Below are 25953 nucleotides of genomic sequence, written 5' to 3' on the forward strand. Positions count from 1 at the left end.
GTTAAAAATAACGATATATAATATAGGCTCTAATGAAATGTATCCATAAATTATTAATGTTTATTTGCTGCCTGTTTTTGTCGGGTAGCCTTTCCCCTGCGGCCGCGCAGGGCTTTACACACCCCGGGTTATTACAAAGCAAAGAAGACCTTGAAAGAATAAAACGCGCGGTAGCAGATAAGCAGGAACCTATATACAGCGGTTATCTGGTGTTTCAGGCAAATGCGCAATCACAATATACCTATCATCTGCAAGGACCGATGGCCATGGTTGGCCGTAACCCTACCGTAGGGCAAAATATTTACGATACGGATGCGGCAGCAGCCTACCAAAATGCCATAATGTGGGCCATCACCGAAAAAAAGGAATATGCCGGAAAAGCAGAGGAGATCATAAATGCGTGGTCATCTACCCTGAAATCCATAACCGGGCGCGATGCTGTATTGATGGCGGGACTGGGACCGTTTAAAATGATCAATGCCGCCGAGATATTACGCTATACGGATGCGGGCTGGTCGGCGGCTGATATTGAAAAAGCACAAAAGCATTTTAGGGAGGTTATATACCCTGTGATAAAAAATTATGCATTGTTTGCCAATGGTAATTGGGATAGCGCAGCCATCAAAACCGACATGGCAATAGGCGTATTTTGTAATGACAGGGCGATTTTTGAAGACGCGCTGCGTTATTATGTAAACGGAGCAGGCAACGGACGGCTTTCAAATTATATTATAAACAATGCAGGCCAATGCCAGGAAAGTGGGCGCGATCAGCAGCATACGCAGCTGGGTATCGCCCACCTGGCAGATTGTGCTGAGATCGCATGGCATCAGGGGCTTAATCTTTATGCTTATAACGATAATCTTTTATTAAAAGGATTTGAATATACTGCGAAATATAACCTGGGCATGGAGGTGCCTTATACTCCTGTTATTGATAAAACCGGTAAATACCTGAATAAGAAGCTATCCGCCGAAGGCCGCGGACGGTTCCGCACCATATATGAGCAGGTTTATAATCATTATGTGAACCGAATGGGACTGCCGGCACCGTATACGCAACAAGTTGCCGAAAAAATAAGACCGGAGCAACAAGGCTCGGGTGGCGATAATATTGGTTTTGGAACTCTGCTTTATTCTAGGTCAAGCGTGGTAAATACAAAAAATGTTATCACAATACCAACGCCCCCAGCAGGCTTAATAGCTAAGGCCACACCTAACAATGGAAATTTTATTACATGGATTGAATCCATAAATGCGGAAAGTTATACAATTAAAAGGAGTGAATCACCAAGAGGGTCTTTTAAAACACTCGCTGTGGGTATTAAAAAAACTGTTTACGACGATCGTGATGTAATTAATGGGAAAACCTATTACTACACCGTATCGGCAGTTAACAACACCGGGCATAGCAGAGATGCTTATCCTGTTGGCATAACTTCAATGCTTCCGATTAGCTGGGATTTAGCTGCGTTGGATACTGCTAAACAAGGATATGCCGCATTTGATGGTAGGATTTTTACCATACAAGGCGAAGGGATATCAACCGACAGCGTACATGACTCAGGGCAATTCTTATATCGCCTGTTAACCGGAAATGGTACCATTATAGCTCGCTATGTGCCGCAAATTAGTTCACAACTCACCACTTTTGGCCTTACCATACGGCAAGGTTTGAAAGATGGCGACAAACAGGTTTCATTATTGATGAGCCCTGAAACATCCCGGCAGGTTGAAGCACCGCACTGGAATTTGAAATTAATGCTTCGTGGTAACGCCGGGGCCAAAGCCATGACAGCCGTAAGCGTTCCTGTAGACGATGAGCCTATAGTTACTTTTAGTCGGCTTACAGGATACTGTTGGATTAAATTACAGCGACAGAACAGCGAATACTCGGGTTATTATTCAACCGATGGCATTACCTGGAAAAAAATAGGTATGGTAAGCAGTCCGCTTGCAGGCCAGTTATATGTTGGTTTTTATGTAACTTCCGGAATGCCTGGATTGGCGACAACTGTGCATTTTGATGAAATATCGATCAACAATAAACCATTAGGTGAAAAGTAAATGATATTGTCTTAGTCTGTTTAGTTACATGCTTTTAAATCTAACTCACATGTATTTAAAGAAAATCGGTAAGTTTTTCAGTGCAGTGTTCATCCTGCTTTTAATGGCAGCCAATACGTGTACTGCAGCCGTTTGGCAATGGTCTGTTAATGTAAAAGGCGTAATTTCTTCTGAAACCAACGAGCATCCTACGGCTTTTTTATGGATTCCACCAAATTGTAAGCAAGTTAAAGGAATCATCATTGGCCAGCACAACATGTTGGAAGAAGGTATATTGGAGCATCCGGAGTTTCGTAAGACATTGACAGATTTGGGATTTGCCGAAATTTGGATCACACCAAGCATCGATATGGTGTTCGACTTTAACTCGACTACCCCTGCATGTTTCGAAGGGATGATGAAGGACCTTGCAAATATATCCGGTTACAAGGAACTGGCTTTTGCACCGGTGGTGCCTATCGGCCACTCTGCGGCTGCAAGCTACCCATGGAATTTTGGCGCCTGGGATCCGGGCCGCACATTGGCCATATTGTCCATACATGGCGATGCTCCTTTAACCACACATACTGGCAGCGGGAGGCCAAATCCAGATTGGGGCCAGCGTAATATTGACGGTATACCCGCGCTGATGGTAATGGGAGAATATGAATGGGGTGAACAACGTATATTACCGGCTATGCAATATAAAAACGATCATCCGCATGCGGCACTGGCATTTCTTGCAGATGCAGGGCACGGCCATTTTGATTATTCTGATGAGTTGGTCCGCTTTCTGTGTTTGTTTTTGAAAAAAGCTGCAGAATACCGTCTTCCGACCGTAATGCCTTTGGATGGCCCTGCCAAACTAAGGCCGGTTGACCCTGCAACGGGATGGCTTGTTGACCGCTGGCGATTGGATAAGCCATTACATGCACCAGCCGCAGCGTATAAAAAATATACAGGTGACCGTAAAGAAGCATTCTGGGTGTTTGATGAAGAAATGGCAAAGGCCACAGAAAGTTATTATACTGAAGCCAGGGGGAAAACCAGGCAATATATCGGTTTTGAACAGCATGGCGACCTGCTTTCAGGTGGCAATTCCTTTGCGGGTAACAGAATAGAATTTATTCCGTATGAAGATGGTATAACCTTTAATCTCAGTGCTGCATTTAAAGATTCTGTACAGGCGCGAACTGCTACTGATAAACATGCAGATGGGAAGATAAATATTACCAGGATCTGTGGCCCGATAGAAAAAATAAACGATACCACTTTTCGCATCTCTTTTTACAGGATGGGATTTAATAATGCCAAACGTTCCGGCGATATATGGTTAATGGCCAGCAATGCAGGCGACAAAATATATAAATCAGCAGTACAGCAGGCTAATCTTAAAATACCTGTACGCAATCAGGAAGGGGCAGATCAGCAAATTAATTTTCCGACTATCGCTAACCAATCTTCAAAACAAAAGTACATCGAACTGAAAGCCAGTTCTAGTGCCGGGGCGAAGGTTTATTATTATGTTGAGGAGGGCCCCGCAGAGATAGATGGCGACAAACTGAAGTTTACCAAGATCCCGCCACGAGCCAAGTACCCGGTAAAGGTTACCGTTGTGGCGTGGCAATGGGGTAAAACTAATGCACCTAAGCTCAAATCTGCAGAACCTGTTACACAAAGCTTTAATATTTATTAAGGCTGAGCTTATTGCTATCATAAAATACCCCTTTGTTTGACCTGTTTAACCCCCTTCCGTATCTGTTGTAATAAATACTTTTAGCAACCGATTTAATAACCAGTTATCAGGTCAATTTTTTTGATGAAGTATTCAGTTTTTTCAGTTTTATTTATTTTTATATGGCTATGCGGCTATAGCAGTTTTGCAGGGACGAGAAACGACTATAAATTGGTGTCTCCGGATAAATCTACGGTATTACATATCGGTCTTGATGCACAGGGGAAATTGATTTACCATATTGACTATAAGCATCAGACAGCCCTTCTATCATCAGCAATGGGTTTAAATATCAACCATGTGAATATCGGCGACTCGGTGTTGATCAGTGGAAGTGTTACCAGCAGGCACAACGAAATCTTCGACTGGCCTCTTGGTGAATCATCACGGGTGGAAAATAATTATACCCAACTGATCCTACATTGCCAAACTGCAGGCGTAAAATTTGATGTTATTTCACGGGTGTTTAACGGAAGTGTTGCCTTTAGGTACCGGATAGTGGCAAAGGATTCCCTTCAGCAGTTCCAGTTAAGGAACGAAGCCACATCTTACAACCTGCCTGAACCCGCAACCATCTACCAATATAATCAGGAATCTATTTTTAGGCCTTTGGATGTAAATGATTTCAATACCTGTGACTTTCCTGCCACACTAGTCTGCCGAAACCACTTATATTTAACGATAGGGGAGGCCGAAAATCGGAACTTTACCAAATGCCAATTAGATAAGGGGAAAATAAAGAATGGGCTGGCTTTAACTTTTTATGTCGATACCTTGTTCAAAAACCACCAGGTAGACCATATCAATAAAGATACTTTAGTCAGGTTTACCGGCGGTTTCCAAACACCGTGGCGAACGATCAGCATTGCCTCATCTGCAATAGGTTTGCACGATTATAGTCAGCTGTACTTAAAACTAACAACTCCCACATCCAATACCTTCCCCGTTTTTGTAAAACCGGGCAAACTGATCCGTGCGCAACTGAACACGCAGAGCGGAATTGATTGTATAGATTTTGCGTCCAAACATAATTTTCAATATGTGATGTTTGATGGCGGATGGTACGGTGCGGAGTTCAGAACCGTATCTGATCCCCTTAAACCGATTCCAGCCATTGACCTGCCAAAGGTAATTGCCTATGGAAAGGAAAAAGGTATAGGTGTGATACTTTATGTAAATTACGTTGGACTCAGGTCGAAATTGGATTCCATACTCCTGCAATACAAAAAATGGGGCGTGAGCGGGATGAAGTTCGGATTTGTGGACGGAGGAACACAAAATGGCTTATCATGGCTGGATAGTGCTATGCGCAAAGTTAACGATCATGGATTTATATTAGATGTTCATGACAACTATAAACCGACGGGATTAAGCCGGAGTTATCCGTTTAGTTTAACACAGGAGGGTATAAGGGGGGATGAAAATAGTCCGGATGCTTTTCATACCACCGTATTGCCGTTCACCAGGTTCCTGGCGGGTCCAGCCGACTTTACCTTTTGCTATCCTAACGCAAAAAATAGTTTTGTCAAAAACATAAAGGTCTCCATGGCGCAACAGCTGGCATTAACGGTAGTTTACTTCAGCCCTTTGCAGTCGATCTTTTGGTACGGAAACCCCAAGGATTATACAAATGAGGATGAAATTGAGTTTCTTAAATACGTGCCAACCGTTTGGGACGAGAGCCATTACCTTGCTGGTGAGATTGGGGAATACATCAGTGTCGCACGCCGGAAGGGAACTACCTGGTTTATGGGTAATATAGCCGGATTATCCGATTGGAAACAGACTATTAAACTGGACTTTTTAACCAAAGGCAAAGTATATAACCTTACAATTTATGAAGACGATGACCTAAAAAGCATCTGTAAAAGGATATTGACTGTAAAGAAAGGTGATTTGTTAAATGTTGAGCTTAAAGCAAAAGGCGGGCAGGCATTGATCATCAGGCCCGTGATTTAAATTTAATGCATCTGCGAATATTATTAATGCCGAAAAATAAAAGAGAATATTGCAGTTTTTCAGATATTTTAAGATTGAAATTTTGGTTATCATTAATGAATTAATAGAACTTTTGATGAAAATAAAAACCGCTCTCAAAAGACCAATAGTATTCACATTATTTTGGAGTATAACCTGCCTGATGCCTTTCGCAGCGTTAGCGAATCCAAAGAACATCTATGTAGCCAAATCGGGCAATGATGAAAATTCAGGCAGTGCCGGTTCTCCCGTATTAACTATTACCAGAGCCGAATCTATGGCCCTTCCGGGCGACAAGATTATTATACACCGGGGGATCTACCGTGAAATGATCGTTTTTAATAAAAGTGGCGAAGCGGGTGCCCCTGTTTCTTATATTGCCTACCCGGGTGAGGAGGTTGTCATTAAGGGATCTGAAAGGGTACAAGCATGGGCAAAGGTAGGCGGCTATACATGGCGTGCGGTAATCAATGACGATTTTTTTCATGGCACCAATCCGTTTAAGGAGTGGATCAACAAGGATTCTTCCTACCGGCATCTGGGCGAGGTTTATTTGGATAACAAGCCGCTAAACGAACAAAAGGTAAAGGGCGATGTTACACGGGTGGTGGACAGTTGGTTTACCACCCAGGAGAACGGTAAAACCATTATTACCGCGAATTTCGGCACAAAAAATCCGAATGAAAAACTGACAGAGATCAACGTAAGGCCCTCTGCATTCGCTGCGGAAAATCCGGGCATAAACTTTATAGTTATCGATGGTTTAAAGATTACCCAAATTGCCAGCGGACCCGCTTTCGTTAACGGTGCGCAGCCCGGTGCTATCAGTGTAAATGGTGGCACGCACTGGGTGATAAAAAATTGTTCGCTTAGTTTTTGTAAATCTGTAGCGATCTCTATTGGGCAAACGGGCCATGACTACCCCGCCGCTAATCCAGGAAACCCGGAATATCGTGATCTTTCACAGGATATCGCAAATGTTGGCCATGATACCATCAGGCACAATCATATATACTATTGCGGGCAGGCCGGTATATTGGGCTTGTTGCATGGTACACAAAGTGTAATTGTCGATAATTTGATTGAAGATATCAATCCGGATAATGATTTTCCGGGAAACGAGATAGCGGGTATTCGACTTGCGCTTGCGGTAGACGTCCTGATCGGCCATAACCTGATCCGTAGGGTACATGGTGCAAGCGCGGGTTATGGCATTTATCTTGGTCCGCTTTTTCAGGGCGCACGTATTAGTCGTAATATCATCACAGAAACCAGCCAAAGCGCAATTTATTTATATAATAGTCATGGCCCCGCTTTATTCGATAACAATATCATTTCGGGCGTTGGCATGTCAACTGGCGAGGGTGTAAAAATGATCAGCGCAGAAGGCAATGTATTTGTTCAGAACATGTTTTATGATTGCGCCTTTATCAATCAAAAAGCTCCGGGTCGTACATTTGCTACAAGTAATTTTCTGCTGCATTCGCTGGTCATTAAACAAACCATACCCGCGTTGGCAATAGATGACCGCTGGTTCAGCAATGTGTTTATCAAGGGGGGGCTCAGTAAGCTCAATAATGATCCGGATTGCCTCGCCGACCACAACGTTTATTTGCAGGGCGCATTACCGACCGGTTGGGGAGATAAGCAAAGTCACACGATTGGCAGAGGGGTTGACTTTGAGCTGATCAATACTGCCACTTCTGCCAGGCTGGTGCTGGATTCTAAAGTAATACCAAAAGTAGCCAGCCCGGTGCTCGGCCCGGTATATATCGGCTTCTTCGCGCTCAGTAAGCAATACCTTGAATATCCCAACGGTAAAGCCATTACTATAAATACGGATTTCAAACACGTATACAAAGGTATTTCATCAAGGCCCCCCGGTCCGTTTTATGAGTACGGGCCAGCTAAATACCAATCATCATTATTCACTTATTAATTGGCAGCAAGATGAACGCTATATCCCGATCTGAACGTTTTTTTAAAGATAAACGCACCAAGGCTGCTTTATATGCTATCTTATTGTTGCTAGTGAGCTGTTCCGCTCAGTTGCAGGCCCAGGTGCTTCAGCTGGATAGCCCAGCTTCCTATCATTCCCAGCCTTTCGTTCACCCGGGGCTCTTACACACTGTAAAGGATTTGCAAAGGATGAAAGAAATGGTAGCAAAAGGCAAGGAACCATGGAAAAGTGGTTTTGCCATATTTAAAGCCAGCCCTTATTCAAGCGCGCAATGGGTTCCTCATCCTGCGGAACACGTGGAAAGGAGTTTACTAGCGGGGGGCGGTAAAAATATCGGCGACCTGGAAAGAGATGTTTGCGCAGCCTATCAGAATGCGTTAATGTGGGCCATAACAGGAGATGAAGCCCATGCGAAAAAAGCAATAGAAATACTTAACGCCTGGTCAGCAACCCTCAAGGTTTTTGACGGTACGGATGTAGAACTTGGTGCAGGCTTATGCGGTTTTAAAATGACAAGCGCTGCCGAAATTATGCGTACTTATCCCGGCTGGGCACCTACTGATATTAAACGATGTCAGGACATGTTTATGCGGGTTTTTTATCCGCCTATCCAATACTTCGCACTATGGGCACACGGTAATTGGGACCTGGCCTGTATGAAGGAAATGATGGCCATCGGTGTGTTTTGTGATGATCATGTACTTTTTGACAAAGCCGTTGATTTCTTCTATAAGGGGCCCGGTAATGGCAGTTTACCCCATTATATTATTAATGAAACAGGGCAGGTTCAGGAAAGTGGAAGAGATCAGGCCCATACCCAATTAGGGATTGGCCATTTATCGGAGATGTGTGAAATTGGCTGGAGCCAGGGCATGGATATGTATGGCGCTAATAATAATCGTTTGTTAAAAGGATTTGAATATTGCGCAAAATATAACCTTGGGGAAGATGTGCCTTTTCAGCCTTATACGGATATAAGCGGAAGATTTCCGGCAACCCATATTTCCGATAACGGGCGGGGTAAGTTACGCTCGATATATGAAATGGTGCTGAATCATTACAAATACAGAGCGAAATTGCCTGCCGGCGAATACAAATACACACAAATGGCCGCCGATAAATTAAGACCGGAAGGAGCCGGGTTCAATGCGGATAATCCCGGTTACGGTACCTTGTTGTTTTCACTGGAGGAAATACAATAAAGTTAATTATGGAAACTATTAATCGATTGAGCGAGAATAGATAAGCCGATATTGATAGATCGGCCTGCATTAATTTGAAATGTCACACTTTAATAAAATAATCACTTGAAAAAATTAGCAACAGCAATCATCATTTTACTGGTTTTTAATATTACGGCTAAAGCACAGTCAAAACTGGTAACACTGGATTCCTATTTTAACGATGAACACCGGAAGAATGCCGCCGGCGCCTGGGAGTCCTATCATTATAAATGGGAAGAAACAGATAACAATGGCTTTTCTATTCTAGGGGATGTTTTCAAAAAACATGGCGCAACATTAACAACGTTATATACCGCCCCCACGGCCGCAAATCTTAAAAATACTGCTGTATATATTATTGTTGATCCGGATACCAAAAAGGAAAGCCCCGACCCGAAGTATATTTTCCCCGCTGACGTAAAAGTAATAAGTGAATGGGTGAGAAATGGCGGTGTACTGCTTTTGATGGCTAACGACAGCGCAAATGTAGAATTACCTCATTTTAATACGCTAGTGAAAAAATTTGGAATGCATTTTACCGATGACCTGATTAGCCACGTGACCGATGATCAGCATTTTGAGGATGGCGCTATACCGACAGTAAATCATCCCATATTTAAAACATCTATCAAACTTTTTATGAAGGATGCCTGCGCGATTACCGTGAGCGGGCCTGCCAAAGCCGTACTGTGGTCGGGCAAATCGATTATTATGGCAAGTGCCACCTATGGCAAGGGAGTGGTACTGGCGGTGGGCGACCCATGGTTGTATAACGAATATGTGAACGGGCGTTTGCCGGTTGGATTTACTAATGATAAGGGAGCTGATGACTTGGTGGTATGGCTATTAAGCAAAGCGACAGATAAACAATAAAAGAGGAAAAGTATAATATATACTCTGATAAATATATTGATAACTATGAGGAATCTTACCATAAAAGCATTGATTTTAGGCTTCTTTTTATTCAGCCTGCAAACAGGTTGTGCCCAGCTTCAATCCGCAGTGGCAATAAGGTACTGCGCTGCGCAGGCAGAGAAGACCTTGGCCGCCGCCCCCGCCGATACGCTGAATAATCTTCCGCGCAGCATCAATCACGATAAAACCACCTGGCATTATGTAAATTATAATGACTGGTGCAGCGGTTTTTGGCCGGGTATTTTGTGGAATTTATATGCAGCCACACACGATGAAAAATGGAAAATAGCAGCGGATAAATATACAAGAGAGCTTACCCCGCTTGCTGTAAAGAGTGGCTTTGATCATGACCTGGGTTTTATGGTATTCAACAGTTTTGGGAACGGTTATCGCCTTACGAAGAATCCGGCCTACAAAGCGGTTATACTTAAAGCGGCTGATTCGTTGGCTACTCTATTCAATCCAAAAGTAGGTACGATACTGTCGTGGCCGTCACAGGTAAAAAAGATGGGTTGGCCGCATAATACCATTATTGATAATATGATCAATCTGGAATTATTATTCTGGGCTTCCAAAAACGGTGGCGGGCAGCATTTGTATGATATTGCTGTAAAACATGCCGAAACAACTATGCAAAACCATTTCAGGCCGGATTATTCCGCCTATCATGTGGTGGTGTATGATACGGTAACCGGAAAAAAGATCAAAGGCATTACTCACCAGGGCTATTCAGATAACTCGATGTGGGCCCGTGGGCAATCGTGGGCCATTTATGGCTTTACTATGTGTTACCGGGAAACCAAAAAGCCCGAATTCTTAGATTTCGCACAAAAGGTGGCTGATATATACCTGAAGCGATTGCCTGCCGATCATATACCCTACTGGGATTTTGATGACCCGGCCATACCAAACGCCCCACGTGATGCCTCGGCTGCTGCGGTAACGGCATCGGCATTACTGGAGTTGTCGGGCTTTGTAGCTGATAAGGTAAAAGCGGCTTCATATCGCAAACAAGCCATCGAAATGCTTGTCGTGTTATCATCATCGCAATATCAAAGCAGGGATGTTAACAGCGCGTTTTTGTTGCATTCAACCGGCCATCATCCGGCAGGTAGTGAAATAGACGCTTCTATTATTTACGCCGATTATTATTATCTGGAAGCATTACTGCGCCTTGAAAACTTAAAATATTAATGTCAGCTGGTGAATGAAAAATCAGCGATGACCCGTATATCTCTTTTATAAACGCAAAAAAAATGACAGACAAACCTGCCTTTACCGAGAAAAAATTTATTGTAACCTTTATTTTCGTGACATCACTTTTTTTGATGTGGGGCGTATTGCACTCCATGAGTGATGTGCTTAATAAACATTTTCAAAATGTGCTGAACCTTTCAAAATCCAAATCCGGCTATATCCAGATGTCGGTTTTTGGAGCCTATTTTATCATGAGTATTCCGGCCGGCTATTTTTTAAAGAAGTTTGGTTATAAATCGGGTGTTTTGATGGGGTTGTTGCTATTTGCCGCGGGGATATTCTTATTCGTACCGGCTGCGAATGCATTTTCATTTACATTTTTCAGGATAGCATTATTTATTATGGGTTGTGGAATGGCAACGCTGGAAACGGTTGCACATCCTTTTGCGGCGGCCTTAGGCGATCAGCGCAGAAGTGATCAGCGTATCAATTTTGCACAAACGTTTAATGCGGTAGGCACGATGATTGGTCCGGCCATTGGTTCTATGTTTCTGTTAAGCACGGATAATGTACACTCAACTGATCTGACTTCGGTAAAAACACTATATGTGGCTATCGGTTGTGTGATCCTGCTGATAGCAGTTGTTTTCGTGTTTTTGAAAATACCGGTTTTAACAGATCCGCATGTTAACCCGGTGCTTGCAGATTCAGCAGCTGTCAATGTAGATGTGGATCCGGGTAGGAAACTGTATCAGCATAAGCATTTTATATGGGCTTGTGCGGCACAGTTTTTTAATGTGGCGGCACAAGCGGGTACCTGGGCCTATTTTATTAATTATGGCGTTGATGTAATGCATTTCAGCAATGAAAAAGCAGGCTACCTGATGATCGTTTTTATGGGGATGATGGTGCTCGGCCGGATTGTAGGTACTTCACTGATGACTTATATCGCCCCGAATAAACTATTGGCATCATTTGCCTGTGGAAGCATATTGATGTGTCTTATTGTCGCTCAGGGATGGGGATGGTCGTCCTATATCGCCCTGATGATGATCAATTTTTTCTTCAGTATCATGTTCCCTACCATCTTTAGCCTGGGATTGAAAAACCTGGGAGAGCATACACAGCAGGCCTCCTCATTCATATCCATGGGGGTAGTCGGCGGTGCATTTTTCCCCCTTATTATGGGCCAGGTTGCTAATCATAGCGTTGCCCAGGCCTATTATGTGCCCGTGATTTGTTACCTGGTTATATTTCTTTTTGCTTACCGGTTCTATAAAGTGAAATATTGATGAAACTGAGAGTTATAGGTTTTCTTGTATCCGTCAGCTGCTTTTTTGCGATGCCTGATGGCAGGGCACAGCAGGCGGTAAAAAAAAGCTATGATTTTTCAACTTTGGATAATAAAATATCATCTTGGGTCGATAGTGGTTACTACAAAGGGGCATCTATCATCATAGTCAAAAACAACCATGTGATCTATCAAAAATACTTCGGTAACTATACGCCGGAAACAGTGGCCTATATAGCTTCAGCCGGAAAATGGTTGGCTGCGGCAACCATTGCCGCGGTTGTTGATGAAGGTAAATTATCATGGGACGACCCGGTGAAAAAATGGATTCCCGAAATCAGTGGCAGTAAAGGCGATGCTACCTTACGGCAATTACTTTCGCATACTTCCGGTTATCCTGATTATCAACCTAAAGGTAACCCTATCGATAATTATCAAACGCTAAAAGAATCGGTAGACCATATCGTTCCTTTATTAGCCGATACCTTACCCGGTACAAAATTTAAATATGGCGGCCTGGCTATGCAGGTAGCCGGCCGCATGGCCGAACTAGCAACGGGTAAGGATTGGGAGACGATATTCCAGGACAAGATTGCCCAGCCTCTGCATATGCGCCTCACCCATTTTACACCCGTGAGCGATGTGGGTGGCCAAAGCCCCATGTTAGGCGGCGGAGCCAGGAGTAGTTTACAGGACTACGCTAATTTCTTAAACATGATTAGTAACGATGGCTTATTTAATGGTAGACGCATCTTGTCAATAAAAGCCATACGGGAAATGCAGGCCAATCAGGTAAAGGATGCCAAAGTAAATTCCGGTGAATTTGTGGAGAAGGTCCGCAAAACCCGCCGCAAGGATATTTATGGCTTAGGAGAATGGCGTGAAGAAGTTGACAGTTCGGGAAATGCGGTGCTGATTAGCAGCCCCAGTTGGGCCGGAGCTTACCCATGGATCGACAAACAATACCATATTTATGGATTTTTCCTGGCGCGGGTGGACATGATGAAAAACGGATTCAATCCTTTCCTGAGTAGCCCTGTGTTGCCCGTTATGGTTAGGGATATAATTAAAAAATAAATAAATGGGAATAATTTCCCATAAAAAAATAATGTGATGGCTATTAAAAGAGATGAGATAATGAATTATTTAACTAGTGCCCGATATGTGATCATTGCTTTTTTTCTGTTTTTATTACCGCTTGGCCTGGTCGCACAGGGGCGGAAGATATCTGAGGTATGGGTGGCGGATAATGGTAATGGCACCTACAAGAATCCGGTTTTGAATGCCGATTATTCCGACCCCGATGCCATTAGAGTAAGAGATGATTATTATCTGGTATCCTCTAGTTTTAGTTGTATGCCGGGGTTGCCTATTCTGCACTCCAGGGATCTGGTTAATTGGACGGTCATCAATTATGCGTTAAGAAAGCAGGAGCCGGCTGCGCTATATGATATTCCGCAGCATGGTAAAGGTGTTTGGGCACCTTGTATCCGGTATCATGACAACGAGTTTTATATCTATTATCCAGATCCTGACTATGGCATCTATATGATCAAAACAAAGAATATATCAGGCGAATGGTCAAAGCCAGTATTGGTATTGCCCGGTAAAGGTATCATTGATCCGGCACCATTTTGGGATGATAACGGTAAGGCTTACCTGGCGGTTGCGTGGGCTGCCAGCCGAGCATTCGTAAATAGCCTTATCACACTTTTTACCCTTAATTACCAGGGTACAGCTGTTACAGATGAAGGTAGGAATATTTATGATGGTCATGACGCAAACCCTACCATTGAAGGCCCCAAACTGTATAAGCGTAATGGCTATTATTATGTTTTTTCTCCGGCTGGTGGCGTTAGTACCGGGTGGCAGCTGGCCCTGCGTTCAAGGAAAATATATGGGCCATATGAGGCCAGGATTGTGATGGACCAGGGCAAGACAAATATCAACGGGCCGCATCAGGGCGCTTGGGTGGAAACGCAAACTGGTGAATCATGGTTTCTGCATTTCCAGGATAGAGGGCCATATGGCCGCGTGGTGTATTTGGAGCCCATGAAGTGGATCAATGACTGGCCCGTTATTGGTATCGACCCGGATGGAGACGGTAAAGGCGAGCCCGTAGCTGTTTACAAAAAGCCAAATGTTGGTAAAACCTATCCTATAAATGCCCCTGTGGAAAGTGACGAATTTAATGATGGTCTGCCGGGCCTGCAATGGCAATGGCAGGCTAATCCAAAAGTGCAATGGGCTGCCGGGATCCCGGCTAGCGGGCATTTGCGGTTGTTTGCATTCCCTTATGATAAGGATAGCCCTAATTTATGGAACGTGCCTAACCTGTTGCTCCAAAAATTACCAGCCCCCGACTTTACAGCTACCACAAAGGTTAATTTAAAAATAGAATGGGAGGTATGGCAAAGTAAAAAGGCGGGCTTGCTTATAATGGGCAACGACTATGCTTACCTGTCTATATCAAAGGATGATAAAGGCTACAAGGTTAGCCAGGTGGTGTGCAAAAATGCGGCTAACGGAACTACTGAAGATATAGTGGAAGAGAAAAGGCTTGACACTGCGGAAGTCTATCTGCGTGTAACCGTAAAAGCACCCGGCGCGGTCTGTCATTTCAGCTACAGCCAGGATGGCAAAAGTTTTGAGCCAATAGGAGGTGATTTTTATGCCCAACCTGATAAATGGACAGGTGCCAAATTAGGCATATTTTGTGTAAGTAGTCCGGATGTCCGTATCGGCGGTTATGCAGATTTTGACTGGTTCAGGGTGCAAAACGTTAACCATGATTAATGAGGTAATAATACATGGAAAGAAGAAAATTTATTAAAAATACTATCCTCACTTCTGCCGGATTAATAGCGGCCACCTATATCTATAAAGCTTATGGCGAAGGCTACGGGGATGATGCCCCGGCTTTCTTATTTGCTAACCCGCCTGATAGTGCGCGTCCATGGGTTTTTTATATGTGGATGAACGGTAACATAACAAAGGAAGGAATTACTCTTGATCTTGAAGCCATGAAGCGCATGAATATAGGTGGCTTTGTTAATTTCAACAGCGCGGTTGGGATTCCCCGCGGCCCGGTTGACTATGCGGGCAGTGTTTGGGCCGATGCTGTTGTTCACACGGCAAGTGAATGTAACAGGTTGGGTATTGATATGTTTATGCATAACTCTCCCGGTTATTCTGGTTGTGGGGGACCATGGATAACACCGGAATATAGTATGCAGGAATTGGTTTGGACGGAAGCATTGGTCAATAACACCACGGGTATCATCGACATAAAACTCGATAAACCGTATGCTAAACAAAGTTACTATCGAGATGCGGTTACGATCGGTTATCCATCATTGGTGGTTGAAAAGGTGTTAATGAAGGATAAACTGATAAAAGCTACCGTAAACGGAGGGGTGGTTGATACACTCCTGATTTGTGATGGTAATCCGGAAACAAAGATAAGACTGGAAGCTTCAAAACTGGCGATAGGCACTTTGTTACTGGAGTTTTCGGAGCCATTTGAGGCCCGTGCCATCAGTATACTGCGTAAACCGGAAATACCTGAAGATTTGTTTGACGGTCCACGTGATCATCCGCCTCATATACTTTTAGAATCCTCGGATGATGGCGTACAATTTAATCCGATCGGGCAGATAGCTTGTGTAGAATTAAGAGCGATGGACACTCCGTCGACTTTGAGTTTTAAGCCGGTTAAGGCCAGTTATTACCGTTTAACAACAACCTCGTCAACCTGGATCTCTGATGTACAGCTGCACAATGGCCCCCGGCTGGCTGGTTGGGCGGGGAAAACCAGTTTTACCCACGGGAATTCTTTTGGAGATACACCATCTGTCGAAAGTAGCCTTGTAATTGATCCACTTAGCGTTGTTAATTTATCGGAACATATGGATAAAGGTGGCAGGCTGGTATGGAGAGCCCCAGCTGGCAATTGGACAATATTGAGAATAGGGCATACAACTACTGGTGAGGAAAATGCCGCGCATCCTGATTCGGCAAAGGGGCTTGAAACGGATAAATATAGCAGGGCTGCGCTGGATCAACATTTTGAACATTTCCTGGACCCATTGCTGAAAATGCTGCAACCCCAAATTGGCAAGGGCATGAAAGGTATAACAGTTGACAGTTGGGAAGCCGGAAAATCTAACTGGACTATTAATTTCATGGAGGAATTTAAAAAACGGAGAGGTTACGAGATGTTACCCTGGTTGGCTGCGATGACAGGCAGGATTATTAGTAGTATAGACGATAGCGAACGGTTTTTATGGGATGTCCGTAAAACCCATGCAGATTTGCTGGCCGAAAATTTTTATGGTTACTACCAGGAAAAATGCCACCAACGCAGCCTTCAATTTAATGCGGAGCCTTATGGCGATGGCGTATTTGACAGTGTGCAAGTTGGGCAATACCTGGATACACCCATGTCTGAATTTTGGACACGTTATATCTACGGCAGCGATGCCACTTCAAAGCAAGCTGCTTCTATTGCCCATGTTTATGGGCGTAAGGTAGCGGCGGCCGAAGCATTTACCTCCATGCCGCTTAATGCGAAATGGGCGGATTATCCGTACTCGCTGAAGACTGAAGGTGATTATTTTTTCACACGGGGTATTAACCGGCTGGTGTTTCACACTTTTGTACATCAACCCTACAAAACAGGTAAACCCGGTATGACCATGGGGCCTTTCGGCAGCCACTTTGATCGTAATAATACCTGGACCGAACAGGCTTACGGCTGGACCGGTTATATCAAACGAATGCAATACCTGTTACAGCAAGGGTTGTTTGTGGTTGATGCCTGCTATTTTAAAGGAGATGAACCTGAGTCGGGGGTGCCTGATACCTATGAATTTATGCCCTATGGTTATGTTGCGGATGTGGTGGGGGCCGAAGGTTTAAACAGGTTCTTTATTAAAAACAACCAGATAATATTACCTGATGGAATGACCTACAAGGTATGTATCCTTGGGAAATCAGAACATATTTTACCGGCAACCCTTCAAAAACTGATGGCGTTGGTAAATGCGGGTATGGTGATGCTGGTTTTGGACAGGCCATCCAAAACTTATGGACACCAGGAAAGCGACCAGTTTATTCAGCAGAAGGTGAATGAGCTATATGGCGGTATTGATGGTAAAAGTGTGATGGAAAATACCTATGGCAACGGTAAGGTTATTTGGGTGGAGGATATGAAAACTGCCTTACAACTTTTGCCAATTCATCCGGATTTTCAATATACGGCCCAAAATACCGATGCCGCCATCTATTATATCCATAAACAACTGAACGGGGCCGATTTTTATTTTATCAGCAACCATCATCGGAGGTATGAGAAAATAGTTTGCTCTTTCCGCATAAGTGGCATGCAGCCGGAAATATGGAACAGCGAAACCAATGAAATTTACGAAGCGGCGGTTTATGCCTTTAATGGCAATCGTACAACACTCTCCCTGGAACTGGGGCCTGCCGGCTCTCTTTTTGTCATATTTCGAAAAAAGGCGGGCCAAACAGGGTATAGCTCTATTACTATGGACGGAAGCCCTTATTTATCGCTGGAAGCATATCCCTCTTGCGTAAACGGTGCCTATCCCGGTATTACCAATAATTTCAGTATCACCTTGTGGGCAAAACCTGATGTGTTTACCCAGGAATCAAGAGGTATGTTGTTCCATGCTCCTCAAGCTGAAAAACTTTACGGACCAGGGCATGTGGCAGTCGCCTTAGGTGCGGGCCAAAATGGTGTTCAAGTATATGAGCGGGGCAGCGGAAAAAATAGATTGGTTTTAAATGACACACAATTGCTGCAGGGTTACACCTTTATCGCTGTGGTTTATGATCAGGGACAGCCCAATTTATATATCAATGGCAAGTTAATCGCCAGTGGCAAAGTATCAGGAAATATTGTTCATCCCGGCCTTGGTACTGCGGCTGAAGAAAGCCACATAGCTACCGGTTTCGAGGGGAATTATACAGCCCCGCAGCTGTTTAGCGAAGTGTTGACCGCACACCAAATTACAAAACAGTATGAAGCGGGTTTGCCTGCACCATTGCAGCCGGTAGCCGTTAGTGTAAAGCAATTGGCCAACAATAAGCTGGAATTAACGGCTTTCAAAAATGGGAAATATACTTTTATAGGTCCCTGCAAATCCAAAGAAATTCTTATCAATACTTGTAGCACGACGGAATTAAGTAATAACTGGGTTGTTGACCTGCCCGGTAATAGGGAAAGTCCCTCGAGAATAAAGTTGCCCAAACTGTTGTCACTGAGCAAGCACCCCGATCCTGATGTACGCTATTTTTCAGGTACTGCGGTCTATCATCAATCCTTCGTTATAACTGAAGCAGATATGCATCCCGGGTATCAGATTTTACTGGACTTAGGCAGGGTGGAAGTAATTGCCGAGGTTAAAGTTAACGGAACGTTGCTGGGGAATTTGTGGAAAGAGCCTTTTTGTATCAATATTACACCAGTATTGAAACCCGGGATCAATCATATGGAGATAAGCGTGACTACGCTTTGGCCCAATCGATTGATAGGTGATGAACAGTTGCCACAGGAGAACGATTATAACGTGCAAGGCTATGTGGAAAGACTTCCAGATTGGTATGTGCAAAACGAGCCTAAGCCCGGCCAGCGCCACACGTTTGCAACCTGGAAATATTTTGATAAGGATTCACCGCTGTTGGAATCTGGTTTACTGGGACCAGTAAGGTTAATGACGGCTGTTAAAAAAATGATCTGATCAATAAAGGAAAACGGATAATGAAAAAACACTTTATTTTAACTTTTGTAATTATTTTACGAACAGGATTCAGCTCGTTTGCAATGGCCCAGGCTCAAATATCTAAAACCCAGGCGCCGCTTTATCAACCTGCCGATCATGTTTATCAATACATGGTTAAAGCCGGAGGTCGTAATGTTTATCTGTGGATACCACCCCATTGCCCTAAGGTGAAAGGCGCGCTGGTCTCGTTTTCAAACCTGCTGGAGCGCCAATGGTTAGAAGACCCGCTGATACGCCGTACCGCTGCCGACATCGGTTTAGCGATTATATGGATTGGCCCGGCAAATAATGACGACAGATCATTTACCGCCGATATGAAGCCGGGAATGGAAATAATATTTCAACAAATGATGGATGAGCTGGCCGATGAGTCGGGCTATGCGGAATTAAAAAATGCGCCTGTAATTGCTATGGGGCACTCGGCCAATGGGCAATTTGCCTGGACATTTGCAAACGCTTTTCCGGATCGCACAATCGCGGTTATTCCTATCAAAACTGTTCCGCCACCTGATTCACTCGGGTTCAGCAACATTCCTTTTTGCTATATAGTTGGTGAAACAACCGAATGGCCGCAGTACCGGGTGCCTGATCCGGCAACCAAGCCAGGCGACCGTGATTTTTATTGGCCGATTGTACGCAAAGGAGCGCTGTTTTTGCGAGCACGAAATCCTGATAACCTGGTCGGGGTAGTAATTGATCCCGGTGGGGGGCATTTCGACTGGTCGACACATTTGGCACAATTTGTCGCTTTATATATCCGCAAAGCTTGCCAGTATCGTTTACCGGCTAAGGGGCAAAGCAAGCTAAAACCTATCATCAAAAATGCAGGCTGGTTAACAGGCAATGGCGGGATGAATAAGGATGAATATATTCTCGCTCCATACGTACTGTTTAAAGGACCGGCAAGTGAAGGCTACTGGTTTTTTGATAAGGAAACAGCTACAGCCGCAGCCAATTTTGAGGGCGATCGCATCAAAAGAAAAAAGCAAATGCCCACATTTATACAGGACGGGCAACAGGTTCTGGTAGCTAAATTAGGTTACGCAGCATTGAAGTTTGAACCCGATCCAGATGGCGTATCATTTCACTTTCGGGGCGGTTTTTTGCCACAGCTGCCTCCTGAACTTATCGGATCCGGAGAAGCGCTAGGGCATTCATCAGGCGGGATTACATTCAGGGTAATCACCGGCCCGGCTATACAAATAGGGCCCGATTCGTTCCGGCTGCAATTTGACCGCACCGGCATGGGAGGCGAATTATGGATACAGGAAGTGCAGGTCGGAGATAGCGAGTATCGTTATGCCGTGCAACCCGGCATGATTCGTATTCCTACAAAATTAACCACCGGAAAGCCGCAGAAAATCAAGTTTGCCCAAATCCCAGACCTAACAAAAAATGCAACTTCAGTGCCTTTGCAGGCTGAGTCAGATAGTGGCTTGCCGGTGTCATATTACGTAGTAGCGGGTCCTGCCTATGTTGAGCATAACCATCTTATAATTACCCCGGTTCCTGTTAATAGCAAATACCCGGTAAAGATAACTGTAGTAGCTTACCAATGGGGGCGCATGGGCGAACCGTTGTTCCAATCTGCAGACCCGGTGGAACAATCTTTCAGCATTTACCGGTAATTGTAACGCGGGAATTTTTCTACCGACCAGGCGGCTATTACGGGAAGATCGGAGAGATACATTCACCGGTTGCATATCGGTGGGCCAGGGGTATGCTTGTTGATAATAAGATCATTTACATTATTACACCCTCTATTTGGTCTAATTACCCCACCTGGTTAAGTGACATATCATATATCCTACACTTTGTTAACCAATTGCTTTTAAAACCAGGTTTCAATGTTCAGAGAATAACCATGCTTTTTATAATCTAAGATCACGTTTGCTAACTCACCTGTAATGGGTTTTTATATGCATTATAAAATACAACCTTAACCTAATTTCTCTTGATAATTAAATCAGTAAAACTAAAGCTATGAACTTAGTATATCGTGTTGTTTTATCAGTTTTGATTTCTTGTTATAGTTTATTTGCACTATCTCAGGCCACCCCCCAAAATCAATTCATTAATAACAACCATAAATAATAATTCAAATCAAATACCAATTGAAAAACTGTACTTGCAATTAGATAAACCAGCATATACGCTTGGTGATACGATCTGGTTCAAGGCCTATCTGCTCAATGGCGACTTCCTGACATCATCCACACGCAGCGGCTTGCTTTATGTTGAATTGGACGACTTCGAAAATAAATGCGTAAAAAGGATGGCTGTCCCGTTAATTTCGGGACTTAGCTGGGGTAATATAACATTAACAAAAGGTGAGATTCCGGAGGGCAGTTATACGCTTAGGGCGTATACCAAGTGGATGGTAAATTTTGGTGAAGATTATGTATTTAAAAAGAACTTTTATGTAGCGTCAGCAGAACCGGAGACACGTTTTCTCACAACTGATTTTAAGGAAACAAAACAGGCTGATGAAATCAATATCCGCGCAGGTGTTTTATTTACTGCCTCATTCCTTATCCAAGCCAGAAATAAACGAGGAAAAAGTTTTAATGTAGGAATTTCTGTCGATGAATTTAAGCCACCTGTATTTTTGCAAACATCGGAACGATCCTATCCATGGTATGTAAATACCGATACACTGTTACTTCATTATCTTAAAAATAAAGTTATAAAACAGCAGGAAGAAGCAAAATTGCAAGACCCTGGGCGCATGTTAAAAGAAGTATCGATAAAGGATACAAGAATTGTTAAGGATTCGAAAAATCTTAATGGCCCGGGGCAGGTCGACTTAGTACTCGATGAGCAGGATATGCTAAAAGCAGGAAAAATGACACTAGGCGATCTCCTGAAAAATAAAATCAAAGGCTTTGGCGAGGCCTATGTGCTTCATAGCCCAAACATGGAGTATGAAATTTATGATGAAAATGTACATTTCGTTTTTGATGGTGTTTATTTGGATAAGTTTTATAGTCCTTCAGGTGAAGCTAATGGCCTTTATCAATATATTAAACAATACCTGGATTACTATACTGCTGAAGATATTACCGGTATAGAAGTAATGTATAATTTACGTTATACTGATAATTATGTTTCAACTTTTATGTCTGCTATGAAGGTAGGCGACCCAATAGCTTTTATAGAAATTACTACAGGATCCGGTGATGGGCCATTCATGAAAAAAATAACCGGAACCTACTTGTATAAACCACTGCCAGTAACCCTGCCGAAAGAGTTTTATCGCCCCAAATATACTATAAATAGCAAAATCGTTGGAACAGACCTACGTTCAACTATTCACTGGGAGCCCAATATTTATAACAGACACTGCCGGAAAAGCCACTCTATCCTTTTATAGCGCTGATAAATCAACCCATTATACCATCATCGTGCAGGGTACTAATTTTAACGGATCTATGGGCTACCTGCATAGTATTATTACTGTGAATAACGTGCAATGATTATTATAAAATAAGTTTATTAATGCCACCAGAGCCAAAGACTATTTAGCTATTGAACTCGTCAATTTAAATCATTTAGGAAGTTGTGGCCTCGAAGAATTTCTTATAAATAGTTTGGTAGGCAACATTACAGTTTCAAATTCTAATACAGGTCTTTTCTTTTCTATCAGTTCAATTAATATTTCAGCTGCTTTTCTGCCCATTTCAAAACCAGGCTGATAAACTGAGCTTAATGAAGGCTTGAAAATTTCTGCGAGATCCGTATTTGTAAATCCCATTAATGCAATTTCATTTGGAATTTTAATGTTTCGATTACGCAGTAACGAAAAAGTTGTGGTTGTTATCCTGTCAGAAGCGGTAAAAATGGCATCGGGCCTATTCTCATCTTGTAGTAATTCAGCTAGCGCATTCTCTATTTCCAGGTTATCTTTCCCACCATGGTTGCAATATTTAATTTGTTTTTCATCTATTACAATACCACTGTCTTTAAGTGCAGTTTTATAGCCATTTAATCTTTGAACTGTTAAAGGTATATGTTCACTACTGGTGATGTGAGCAATTTTCTGATAGCCTGCACTTATTAAATGCATTGTTGCATCATAGGCGCCCATGAAATTATCAGCTACTACCTTATGTGTATCTATTTCATCCGGCACCCTGTCAAAAAAAACTATTGGCAAACCTTTATCGTTTGCATTTTTAAAATGGCTTACATCCTGAGTTTCTGTCGAAAGAGAAACCAATAAACCATCTATAGATTTGGAAGTAAGATGCTGTACATTACAAACTTCCAATTCATAAGATTCGTGGGATTGTGTAATAAAGACATTGTAGCCTTTATCATTCGCCACAGATTCTATACCGTTAACTATTTGAGAGAAAAAACTATTTTCAATAGTTGATACCACAATTCCAATAGTTTTGCTTTGCCCCATTTTAAGTGTTTGGGCTATTGAATTTGGCTGATAATTATATTTTTGAGCACAGGCTACAACAATTTCTTTTGTTTTGGCACCTATTTGATACGAATCTTTTAATGCCCTGGAAATAGTGCAAGCAGAAAGGTTAAGTTCCTTTGCAATGTCTTTAATGGTGGTAGCACCAAAATTTATTTTTGTTCCCTTCAATTTTCAGTTATAACGGATTGTTTATAGTATTCAAATGTAATTTCTAAAAAAAGGAAGTAAAGGGGGGCGAGGGGTCAACCAAGGGGGTTAAACGCACTCGTTATCAAACTAATAAAGACATAGGTAAATAGGAATCCATTGTTTTTGTGAAGCTGTTAGTACACAATTAGTAAACTGATCTGCCGAAACCGAATGCTATTAATGAAAACAAAATTGCTTTAAATGGGGTGGAAAAGATAACCGGCGATGCTACTTTAATTGTGTTAAAGGGGAATGATCCTGAAGATACCAATACTATTTGCCATCCTGAAAAATATTCCGGTTGTTTCGAAAGTTCCAGGTATCGGTAAAATATTTTACCGAACCTTTGAACCGAAATGCTTTTTATAAGTTTAATGCCTTACTAAGTATTTTAACAGGTATTAAAATATTTCTAATAACTATTAGAATCTCCTAATGTTCACTGCAATAATATTAAGTCGAACTATATTTGAAGAACTGTTTTAGAACACATAAGCTATTATGCCAGTTTGACGAATAGCTTATGATCACTTAAACATCTACTTATGAAATATTTGTACCAACTAAAAAAAGTAAAATTAATATTTCTGATTCCCCTGTTTATAATAATTACTGCAAATCGGGGATTAGCGCAATTAATTTACCAACCCTATTCCTATCAGTTTTATCAAAAACTTGATGCCGCGGAATATTCCCCGGCAACAAGTTTACATACATCCCTTAAACCCTATCTTATTGCTGATTCAGGCGCTGTTAGACAGATGTATGATTCGTTAATGATGTCAAATGTAGATAACACCGGAAAAAGCTGGATCCATAAAGTGTTATTCAGCGGGCATTTAGCTGAGGTAAGAAATAAGAATTATACATTTTCTATAGATTATTTACCTGATCTTCAGGCTGGTCGTGAGTTTGAGGGTAAGCAAACGACCTATTTAAATACACGCGGGTACCAAATATCAGCTACTATTGGTTCAAATTTCTTCTTTTACACGAGTGGGTATGAAAACCAGGGCAAGTTCGCTAACTACGAAGCTAATTATATCAGTAAAACCGACATGATACCCGGTGAGGCTTATGACCGGAGTTTTCTTGGTTATAATGATTGGTCATATGCAACCACCTTAATGGGTTATAAGCCCACAAAAGCAGTCACTATTGTTTTGGGTGAAGATAAAACCTTTATTGGTGATGGTTACAGGTCGGTGTTATTGTCGGATTATGCTGCCAATTACCCATTACTGAGGCTAACTGCCGATTTGGGGCCAAATGTACAGTATATGGCGATGTGGGCCTATATGGAAGATCCAAGTGCTGTTCAATTTAATTCTTTTACAAATAACAGGCGAAAATGGGGCGCATTCCATTATATCGACTGGAATATAAATAAAAGGGCATCAATTGGTTTTTTTAATGCATTGATAGCTGAGGAAGCCAATGACCAGGGAAAACTGCACGGTTTTGATGTGAATTATATTGATCCGCTATATTTTTCCTCTTCTTTAGGGCCATCCGGTAGTGGTACTATTCCTGATCATACTTTGGTCGGATTTAATGGCAAGTACAAAATCTTTAATAAAACTACCATTTATGGTCAATTGCTTTTTGATCAATCATTGTCGCCGGTTAATAACAGTGGTGGCAAAGCCTGGCAATTAGGTTTCAAAGGTTCCGATCTATTTAAAGTTAAGAGCTTAAACTATTTATTTGAATATAATACGGCCGCCCCTTACACCTATGCCAATCGAAACCCTATTGTTAATTATACGGAATTGGATGAGCCATTGGGTGATCCATTAGGCGCTAACTTTAAAGAACTATTGGGTATCGTCAATTATTCTATTGGCAGGTTTGATTTACAAGGTGAGATCGACTATGCCAAGACCGGTCTTAATATCGGCAACATCAATTATGGACAAGATATAACCCTGGCTGATAACATAAATCTTCCTGCTGTTACTACCGGAACCACCGGACAGGGCTTAGCCACGACTATAAAGTATGCAGAGGGTACGGTTGCATATCTGCTGAACCCCAAATATAACTTTCGCTTAGAAGTTGGCGCACTCCTTCGCCAGGAAACAAATAGCGAAACGAGTTTAAAAACGGCTATGATAACTATTGGTTTAAGGAGTAGTTTCAGAGATCTGTATCACGATTTTTAAGCTATCTATATTATT

The 25953-nt window shown here is 42.6% G+C and carries 16 protein-coding genes; 15 read left to right on the plus strand and 1 reads right to left on the minus strand.

The genetic code is table 11. The features are described from left to right. Window positions 1–32: 32 nt before the first annotated feature. The 13 genes from GSQ74_RS14740 to GSQ74_RS14800 all read left to right on the plus strand — a co-directional run bounded on the left by GSQ74_RS14740 (window position 33) and on the right by GSQ74_RS14800 (window position 22522). A complete protein-coding gene (locus GSQ74_RS14740) occupies window positions 33–2066 on the plus strand; it encodes an alginate lyase family protein (protein ID WP_216846750.1) in 2034 nt (677 codons plus the stop codon). A 49-nt stretch (window positions 2067–2115) separates the two neighbouring features. Continuing rightward, window positions 2116–3741: a hypothetical protein gene (locus GSQ74_RS14745; protein ID WP_216846751.1), complete on the plus strand. Its 1626-nt coding sequence runs from the start codon at window positions 2116–2118 to the stop codon at window positions 3739–3741. Window positions 3742–3864: 123 nt separating this feature from the next. Beyond that, window positions 3865–5739 carry a glycoside hydrolase family 97 protein gene (locus GSQ74_RS14750; protein ID WP_158994576.1) on the plus strand — a complete coding sequence of 625 codons (1875 nt, stop codon included), beginning with the start codon at window positions 3865–3867 and terminating at the stop codon, window positions 5737–5739. A gap of 115 nt (window positions 5740–5854) precedes the next feature. Beyond that, window positions 5855–7696, plus strand: a complete 1842-nt coding sequence (locus GSQ74_RS14755; RefSeq protein WP_158994578.1) for a right-handed parallel beta-helix repeat-containing protein — start codon at window positions 5855–5857, stop codon at window positions 7694–7696. 11 nt (window positions 7697–7707) lie between these two features. Further along, on the plus strand, window positions 7708–8919 hold the full coding sequence (locus tag GSQ74_RS14760; RefSeq protein ID WP_158994580.1) for an alginate lyase family protein: 1212 nt from the start codon (window positions 7708–7710) through the stop codon (window positions 8917–8919). Window positions 8920–9024: 105 nt separating this feature from the next. Next, window positions 9025–9813, plus strand: coding sequence for a DUF4350 domain-containing protein (locus GSQ74_RS14765; RefSeq protein ID WP_158994582.1), 789 nt, complete (start codon window positions 9025–9027; stop codon window positions 9811–9813). A 45-nt stretch (window positions 9814–9858) separates the two neighbouring features. Continuing rightward, a complete protein-coding gene (locus GSQ74_RS14770; protein WP_158994584.1) occupies window positions 9859–11049 on the plus strand; it encodes a glycoside hydrolase family 88 protein in 1191 nt (396 codons plus the stop codon). A gap of 62 nt (window positions 11050–11111) precedes the next feature. Beyond that, window positions 11112–12344, plus strand: coding sequence for a sugar MFS transporter (locus tag GSQ74_RS14775; protein ID WP_158994586.1), 1233 nt, complete (start codon window positions 11112–11114; stop codon window positions 12342–12344). Beyond that, window positions 12344–13420, plus strand: a complete 1077-nt coding sequence (locus GSQ74_RS14780) for a serine hydrolase (protein WP_158994588.1) — start codon at window positions 12344–12346, stop codon at window positions 13418–13420. The genes GSQ74_RS14775 and GSQ74_RS14780 overlap by 1 nt, the downstream gene beginning before the upstream one ends. Before the next feature lie 36 nt (window positions 13421–13456). Continuing rightward, window positions 13457–15139 carry a glycoside hydrolase 43 family protein gene (locus tag GSQ74_RS14785; protein WP_254060894.1) on the plus strand — a complete coding sequence of 561 codons (1683 nt, stop codon included), beginning with the start codon at window positions 13457–13459 and terminating at the stop codon, window positions 15137–15139. A gap of 14 nt (window positions 15140–15153) precedes the next feature. Further along, the gene (locus GSQ74_RS14790; RefSeq protein ID WP_158994590.1) at window positions 15154–19107 is read left to right on the plus strand and encodes a glycosyl hydrolase; all 3954 of its coding nucleotides are present in this window, start codon (window positions 15154–15156) and stop codon (window positions 19105–19107) included. A gap of 20 nt (window positions 19108–19127) precedes the next feature. Next, the gene (locus tag GSQ74_RS14795) at window positions 19128–20777 is read left to right on the plus strand and encodes a hypothetical protein (RefSeq protein ID WP_158994592.1); all 1650 of its coding nucleotides are present in this window, start codon (window positions 19128–19130) and stop codon (window positions 20775–20777) included. Between the two features lie 500 nt (window positions 20778–21277). After that, the gene (locus GSQ74_RS14800; protein WP_158994594.1) at window positions 21278–22522 is read left to right on the plus strand and encodes a hypothetical protein; all 1245 of its coding nucleotides are present in this window, start codon (window positions 21278–21280) and stop codon (window positions 22520–22522) included. A gap of 174 nt (window positions 22523–22696) precedes the next feature. On the opposite strand, the gene GSQ74_RS14805 is transcribed toward GSQ74_RS14800, so the two are convergent. Continuing rightward, window positions 22697–23752 (minus strand): LacI family DNA-binding transcriptional regulator, encoded by a 1056-nt coding sequence (locus GSQ74_RS14805; RefSeq protein WP_254060895.1) that lies wholly within the window; start codon window positions 23750–23752, stop codon window positions 22697–22699. Window positions 23753–23979: 227 nt separating this feature from the next. Between GSQ74_RS14805 and GSQ74_RS22890 the strand changes: the two genes are divergently transcribed. Both GSQ74_RS22890 and GSQ74_RS14810 read left to right on the plus strand, forming a co-directional pair. Continuing rightward, window positions 23980–24102 carry a hypothetical protein gene (locus GSQ74_RS22890; protein WP_256366300.1) on the plus strand — a complete coding sequence of 41 codons (123 nt, stop codon included), beginning with the start codon at window positions 23980–23982 and terminating at the stop codon, window positions 24100–24102. 216 nt (window positions 24103–24318) lie between these two features. After that, window positions 24319–25938, plus strand: a complete 1620-nt coding sequence (locus tag GSQ74_RS14810) for a gliding motility protein RemB (RefSeq protein WP_158994596.1) — start codon at window positions 24319–24321, stop codon at window positions 25936–25938. The last annotated feature ends 15 nt before the right edge of the window (window positions 25939–25953 follow it).

Source organism: Mucilaginibacter sp. L196 (assembly GCF_009765905.1).
Lineage (GTDB): Bacteria > Bacteroidota > Bacteroidia > Sphingobacteriales > Sphingobacteriaceae > Mucilaginibacter.

Excerpts from the sequence above, each read along its gene's own strand:
- GSQ74_RS14740 (WP_216846750.1), top strand. The coding sequence starts at position 33 with ATGAAATGTATCCATAAATTATTAATGTTTATTTGCTGCCTGTTTTTG.
- GSQ74_RS14745 (WP_216846751.1), top strand. The coding sequence starts at position 2,116 with ATGTATTTAAAGAAAATCGGTAAGTTTTTCAGTGCAGTGTTCATCCTG.
- GSQ74_RS14750 (WP_158994576.1), top strand. The coding sequence starts at position 3,865 with ATGAAGTATTCAGTTTTTTCAGTTTTATTTATTTTTATATGGCTATGC.
- GSQ74_RS14755 (WP_158994578.1), top strand. The coding sequence starts at position 5,855 with ATGAAAATAAAAACCGCTCTCAAAAGACCAATAGTATTCACATTATTT.
- GSQ74_RS14760 (WP_158994580.1), top strand. The coding sequence starts at position 7,708 with ATGAACGCTATATCCCGATCTGAACGTTTTTTTAAAGATAAACGCACC.
- GSQ74_RS14770 (WP_158994584.1), top strand. The coding sequence starts at position 9,859 with ATGAGGAATCTTACCATAAAAGCATTGATTTTAGGCTTCTTTTTATTC.
- GSQ74_RS14775 (WP_158994586.1), top strand. The coding sequence starts at position 11,112 with ATGACAGACAAACCTGCCTTTACCGAGAAAAAATTTATTGTAACCTTT.
- GSQ74_RS14780 (WP_158994588.1), top strand. The coding sequence starts at position 12,344 with ATGAAACTGAGAGTTATAGGTTTTCTTGTATCCGTCAGCTGCTTTTTT.
- GSQ74_RS14785 (WP_254060894.1), top strand. The coding sequence starts at position 13,457 with ATGGCTATTAAAAGAGATGAGATAATGAATTATTTAACTAGTGCCCGA.
- GSQ74_RS14790 (WP_158994590.1), top strand. The coding sequence starts at position 15,154 with ATGGAAAGAAGAAAATTTATTAAAAATACTATCCTCACTTCTGCCGGA.
- GSQ74_RS14795 (WP_158994592.1), top strand. The coding sequence starts at position 19,128 with ATGAAAAAACACTTTATTTTAACTTTTGTAATTATTTTACGAACAGGA.
- GSQ74_RS14810 (WP_158994596.1), top strand. The coding sequence starts at position 24,319 with ATGAAATATTTGTACCAACTAAAAAAAGTAAAATTAATATTTCTGATT.